Consider the following 7,376-nt stretch of genomic DNA (forward strand, 5'->3'; position numbering starts at 1 on the left):
CAGTCCCGAAACTTCGGGATAGATAGCAATGGTATTGAAGCGATGTCAGTGTTCCTAAAAATTTTAGATGAAAGAAATACTTTTATTTAATATATTTGGAAACAAAGAGGCACCAATAACTACAAAATCGGTTGTATAACGATGATTTATGAGGCAAAAATACAGGTTAAAGACAAGTTTTAAATCACGATTAAATGATAAATTATGAAAAAATGGACATTTTTAATTTTAATTATTATTACTAATAGTTGTTTTGTTTGTCCTGAAAAAATCAGCATTGAATACACTAAATCAAACAAAAAAATAAAAATCTTATCTGATGATTTTTTTATTAAGTCAATAACAATAACTGAATACATTCCTCAAGAAAAGTATATTGAATTAGTTGATTCTAACTTTGTTGAGTATAATCAAAGTGGTGTGCGTGGAGCTTATGAAATGAGCATAAATGATAATGGAGAAAATTATTATAAAAAAGGTAGTATTGAAGTTGGAGAATTACTGAATAAAAAATATTTAGAGTACGTGATACGAATTGAAAAATTTGAAACTGAAAAAAAGAATGATGGTTTTGATAGTGATGTTGTAAGATTCATTAGTTCAGAAATTGTGAATGATAAAAATATTTTCACATCAAATCATCCTTGTCCATAATAAAACTTCCATTAAAATGGGTAGTTGTTGCCCAATAGCGCCAAATATCTTTTTTGAAATTAATCATCAAAGCATCATTTAATACATTTTAAAAGTTTTTTCAGTTAAGTTGTAATTTTTTTATTACATTATTCTCTAGTTTCTACTCTAATTCCTTTAGTATGACTAGTAAATTCGGGTGCATACATACTTTGTATCGTAGTAATTCCATTTGAGAAATTGCCAATGTTGTTCACTCTTATATCATATTCAATGACATAAGTTCCTTTATTTATTTTATCAAAAAAGAAGTGAGTGGCAGCATCTTTTGTACTCATATAATAGTTTAAACCGTCGTCCCTTTTGTACTCTGATAAAACATTTATCGGCTCGAAACACGAAGCTCTCATATCTTTTAAATGAACATATTCCATATCTTCTTTGGCAGTGATAATTAATTTTACGGTTACCAAATCGCCTATTTTTAGTGGGTTTTTAGAGTTAATTCGCACCAATTCATCGCCTTGCCTAGTATTCTTTTTTAAATACAATTCTTTGGTTGTTGACAACACAGTACCAGTATTAGTTTTTATTTTGTCTAATTCTTCAAAATACTGCCAATAAACACCACCATATCCAGGAACTTTGGATTTGTTTTCTATAGTTATCGTAGCCATTTCTTTCTTAATTTCATCGGCTTTCCATGTCATTTTGATATAACCAGTTTCTGCTTCTTTTTCGTTTTCAGATAGTTTTTTGGTCATGATTTTTTGGTCACCAATTTTGATAATTGTATTGTCTTTTACACTCAACCAATTGGAACCTTGCATCAATAATGCATAAACAGCTTCGGTAGTAGATTTTGTAGTTGGCCAGTTTTTTGTCTGCTTGTTTTTAAGTAACCAAACTTTCATGGCATCTACAGATTTAGTATCATTTGTGATTTCTGAAAATGCCTCAATAAGCAAAGCCTGCGTTTCTATTGGTGCTTGATACCAATACCAACCAGCTTTATTTTCTATCCAATAAATTCCCCAATCTTCGTTGGTAGATGCCGTTTCTTTTAGACTTTCAATAATTATTTGGGCATTATCTTTTTTCTCAAATCTATGTAAGATTAACGATGCCAATCCTTTATTATACAGAGAATATTGCTTCCAGTTGGAGTTTATATTTTCTAGTTGTCGGTTAATAATTGCTTTGGTTTTATCAGAAATAGGGTAGTTCTTCAAGTAAAAACTCCTTGCATAAAGGTAATGTAAATCAGAATATGGATTGACGATTCTAGACTTTTCAAATTCTTTATTGTTATCAATAAATTTGCTGTCCAAATAAGGAATTGCAGTTTTGGTGATTTCATCAAAAGAATCAATTAAATCCTCGTTGACTTTTAGTTTTTCTAAATGTCCAAGTCCTGCAACGATGTGCCTTGTTATGTATTCGCTTTCATTTCCTCCATCAAACCAAGGAAAGCCACCAGAAGATTTTTGCTTTTCTTTTAATTTTTTGAAAGTGAGTTCTAGTGTATTTTTCATACTTTCTAAATCAAAAAGCAATGCTAAATTTTTTCTTTTTTCTTCTTCGTTTTGCGCATCTTTCAACCAAGGTGTTTCGGATAAAAGCAATGATTTCAGTTCCTCATTTTGTTCCATTTTGGAAATTGGCTTACCCAAATTTTTCCAGTTTTCAAATAGGCTAGCTATAGTTGGATTACTATTAATTATTTCGGATGCCAATACATTTGCGTAATATCTAGAAAAGGTTTGTTCTGCACATTCGTGCTCATATTCCATCAAATAAGGTAACGATTGAATGGCTAGCCAAGTTGGATTTGAAGTATATTCAAATGTAAATTGATGATTTTTTAAAGTCGGTGAAGTCGTATTTTTTAAGTTATCAAAAATATAGTCCTTTTTACTATTTTCTCTCACCCAAACCGGAATACTTTCGGTAACCAAAAGGTTATTTGTTAAAACAGGTAAGATACTTTCTTCACCATCAGAGAAATCTCCAGATTTAGCAATTATTTTGTATTGAAGTCCTTGTAATCCTTTAGGAATAGTAATGTTCCATTTTACAACAGTGTTTCCCGAAGGATGAGTTGTAAAGTTTTTTACAGCATTTGCATTACTCATTTTTACATCAATATTCTCCATTGTTGAAGCATCAAATAATTGTAAAATTGCTATTCCACTTTTGGCGCTTATAGTTAAATTACTCACTTTGGCAACTATTGAAATTGTGTCGTTTTCTCTTAAAAAACGAGGCATATTAGGAACAATCATCAAATTTTTTTGGGTTACAACGGATTTTTCATCGAATGCATATTCTAAAGTTTTAGTATGTCCAAGTAGTCTAAATTTCCATTGTGTCAATTCTTCTGGAGAAGTAAATTGGAAATTGATTTTGCCTTCTTTATCTGTTTTTAAATGTGGAAAAAAGAAAGCAGTTTCATTTTTATTAGTTCTAGTTTTTACTTGATTGAGCTCTTGAATACCTTTTTTAGTAGTTACAATAATAACACCATTAGAACCTTGTACACCATATAAAGCTCCACCTTGCGTGCCCTTAATGATATTAATGTCTACAACATCATCTGCGAGTAATTTTGTAAAAGCATCTGCGCTTGAAATGATACCATCTATAACAATAAGCGCTTCTTTATTGCCAGTTAGACTTCGATTTCCTCGTAATACAATTCTTGAAGTTGGATCAACACCATTATTAATAGTTTCTATTTGTAAACCAGATACTCTTCCAACTAAAGATTGAGCTATATTTGGATTAGCAGACTGAGTTAATTCTTGTGCAATTGTTATTTGAGTACTTGAGGTTACGGCATTTTTCTTTTTCATAATTCCCATTGCGCCAACTACTACTTCGTCTAGTTGGTTTCCATCATTATCTAAAATTACATTATAATTATTTTTTTCTACAATTATTTCTCTATCTTTTAATCCAATAAATGAAAATACTAATGCTTCACCGTAAGCCACTTCAATTTCATAGTAGCCATCAATGTCGGTAGAAACACCTCTTGTTGTTCCTTTAACTAAAACATTTGCACCAGGTAATGTACCACCATTATCTGCTACAACACCAAAGACGATTTTTGCATTTAAAGGTTTTTTAGTTTTTTTTGTAATTTGTTTTTTGTACAATCGATTAACTTGATAGTTCTTAGAATTATTAAAATCAAATCCAAACCATATTAAACTGTTTTTTTCATTGTTTAACTCTTTTTGGTTATATTTTTCATTTTTTTTCTGAAGGAATAAGGTTTTAATCTCACGTTGATTAGCATTTTTGTAATAAAAATCATTGTAATAATTTTTGTTTTTATAAATTGTTTCCCATGGCGAAGTGTGAAAAGCATCTAAAGAACTGTCATACATAGAAGCAAGAACTTCAAATTCAGAACTGCCTTTATCTTGTTTAATTTTAAAACTCCAACTTTCATCGCTTCCAGGTTCGATTTTATTTCTAAAACTTTGAATTTCAAATGTGTTTTTACTTTCAACTATTGGTTTAAATTGCACTTTCATTTCTCTTGAAAAGTAATTGTTTTCAAACACGGTTTCAACTCTAACATTGAACGAATCAAAAATAAGTTTATCTACAGGGATTTTTAAAACGGTTTTAAATTGCTCAACATTTAATTTCTCATTATAAAAATAATTCCCATCAAATACTGCTTCTGCATTTAAATATAAATTGGTAACAGCACATTTTAATTCAATTAAAGCAAAGCCGTCCTTTTTTGGATCTTCATTAATTTGATGCATTGAAAATAGTTCGTTTTCTCCTGCTTTTTCATCATTTGCAGAGGTTAAATCAAAGTTTTCAGTTGCTTGTATTTCATTCTCACTTTCATCTCTTGAGGTAAAAACTACTTTGTATTTACCTGATTTATAGTTTTTAATAAAATCTAAAGCAAGAGATTTATCTTTTAAAGTACTTACTTTTTTGGTGTAAATTAATTTTTCTTGTAAGTTTTTATCTAAATCATGATTGTATATTTCATACGGGAAAAGCTTTTCAAATTCTTCTCTCGAAATAGTAGGAAGTTCAGGCACACTAAATTCTCTTGGTATAAATTTATTTGAAAACGGATTTAAAAAGTAGATTTTAATTTCACCATTCACAGGTTTAAATTCTTGATTTAAGTTGGTGCTTGAAAAAGTTAAAATAGCTTTTTTGTCTGTTCTAATCTTTTTATCTATTTTAAGATATAAAACCGTACTCTGATTTCCCACCTTTAAACTTGTTGACCCAGATTGAGTTTCACCACTAATATCGGTAACATTTGCAACTATATTGTATTGGTAAATTATTTTATCTGATGGGGTGTGATTTTTATCTGTTATAGCATTAAATTCAATTGTGAAATTTCCTTTATCATCAGTCTTTGTTGAGGAAATAATTTGTTCTGTAGTATCATTTGAATATCGATTTTTAAATTTATTATAATCAATTCTATTAATGGTATAATTTACAGTTGCATTAGAAATTGTTGAGCCACTGTAAGATTTTGCTTTTCCAGAAATAGCTACTAATTCATTTAGTTTGTAAGATTTATTTATTTTATCAAATGAAACTTCAAATTTCGGTCGTTTATATTCTTCAACTTTAAAAGTAAAATAATCTGTATCTATGCCGTCTTCATCCCAAATAGGATGGTTTTTCTTAATTTCGTTATAGTAAGAATCGTTTTCATAATTGTCTGGTTCGTCAATATCAATTTGGTAATCACCAGTTAAACCATTTTTTGGAATAGTGAATTCGCCAGATATTGATCCAAATTCATTTGTCTTTAGTTCAATAGTTTTTATGGAATTACTATTTGGATCATCAACATTAATTTTCACAAGTAGATTTGGTAAAACTTTAATTTCTCCATTTTTGCCTTGGGTTAAAACAGCTTTAAAAAATACATTTTGACCAGGTCGATAAATGACTCTGTCCAAATAAATTTTAGCTCTATTTTCAATAACATCTCCTTGATTATAGGTATTAATCGAATAAGAATTATTGTTATAAACACGTAGTGTATCTGATTGATGATTTAAGGTTAAATTATATCCAACATGTTTTTTAGAATCTTTTTCTTGTGTAAAACTTGCTATTCCGTTTTCATTTGTAATTAATTTAAAATCGCTACTTACAATTTCACAATTGGCCAGTGGCTTTCCTTTTTTTCTATGCAAAACTTCATAAATTGTAGTGTCATCTTTTTTAAATGAATGCATCTTAATGTTGGTTACATTTAATAATTCATAATTCACAATGGCATCTTTATCCGTAGGATTGAGACTTTTTGTAGAAAGAATATAGTAGCCAATTTCTAATTTTGGCAACAACACTTCGGTAGAATAATCAAAATAATTCTTTTTGTTTTCTAAAATGTATTTTTGACTTTTATGTGCTTTCGAGTTTTTTATAATTGAGGTAATTAAACTGTCATTATCTTTTTTATTCAATTGTCTGTCTATTTTAAAAATTGAAATCTGTAATGAATCTAAATTCTTGTAATTAATATGTGCTCTAGTTACTTGATTTTCATATATTACTGACTCAAAATTCACAATTAATTGGGCTTCTTCAAGAGCTTTTTTCTGATAAGTAGCGATTTTANNCTGCTGTCAAGTAAAATTTTATATTCAATTAGTCCATTCGGATTATCAGATTTGTTCGCCTCAGCAAATTTTATAGCTGCTTTTTCAAGAAAAATATTTTGAATTAAAACAGAATCTTTTGCTCTTTTCTGGAGCAAGTTCAAACTGTTTTTATATTTTAGTTTGTTATCGTAAAATGAATTATTGCAATATTTTAATCGATCTAGCTCAATTTCTGTTACTTTATTTTTTGTTTCTAATTTTTGATACAATTCTAAAATTTTACGTTGGTCTGGATTTTTTATCGAATCAAATTTGGCTTTTTGAAAATCATTGCTTGTACCAAAAAGTTGCTCCAATAATAGTGCATCCTTTATTTCAGACCAAGAATGATATTTTGATTTTAAGTATTCAATATATTCACTTGCCAAATAATCATAAACTGTAGATTGTTGCAGTTTTTCTTTGTTTAAATAATCAATAATAGGTTCATAATTGCTTAATGGTGTGGCTTTTAAAAGTGTTTCATTTTCGATAGTTTTTTCATGCAGAGAATTAATTTCATTTACAAAATCTTTATTATTCCAAGTTAAAAATGTACCAACAGATAAAGAATCTAGTTGAGTTCTTTTTGACAACTTACTATAATTATTTTGATGAAATGACTGCAGACATTTTGCATAAACAAAATTCAAAATTGCTTTCGATGGAATAGAAACGTTGTTAATTTCACGTTGAAGATTAGTTATAATCTTATATTGAGAATCTTCTTCAAGTGTTTGAATGTACTTTGAATTATAGAAAAAGCATTTTATAATTTGCGCTTCATTTTTATTAGAACTTGCTTTTCTATATATCTTTTCTACTTCTTTATTAGCAGATTTAATTTTTCCTTCATTTTCATAGTTAATTATTTTAGTCCACGATTTTTCATAATCTTGGGCTGTTGACGTTAATGAAATTAGAAGTAGAGATAGAAGTATAATTTTTTTCATAATCGGCGTTTTCTATATAGAGTATCTTTTTACTTAAAAGGTTGGGATGCAAAAAAAATAATTTTCAATTTATTAATTTTTTCCCTAAAAATAACCTTTCTCCAAACCTTTTCTTATTTTTGAGGATTCAATA

The 7,376-nt window shown here is 28.5% G+C and carries 2 protein-coding genes; one reads left to right on the plus strand and one right to left on the minus strand.

Going from position 1 to position 7,376, the window contains the following annotated elements:
* The first annotated feature begins 204 nt into the window (after positions 1-204).
* The gene (locus DIU01_RS07195; RefSeq protein ID WP_290832951.1) at positions 205-654 is read left to right on the plus strand and encodes a hypothetical protein; all 450 of its coding nucleotides are present in this window, start codon (positions 205-207) and stop codon (positions 652-654) included.
* 128 nt (positions 655-782) lie between these two features.
* On the opposite strand, the gene DIU01_RS07200 is transcribed toward DIU01_RS07195, so the two are convergent.
* Positions 783-6,113 (minus strand): MG2 domain-containing protein, encoded by a 5,331-nt coding sequence (locus DIU01_RS07200; RefSeq protein WP_290832953.1) that lies wholly within the window; start codon positions 6,111-6,113, stop codon positions 783-785.
* Positions 6,114-7,376 lie beyond the last annotated feature (1,263 nt).

The sequence above is a fragment of the Flavobacterium sp. genome (assembly GCF_003525665.1).
Taxonomy (GTDB): Bacteria; Bacteroidota; Bacteroidia; order Flavobacteriales; family Flavobacteriaceae; genus Flavobacterium.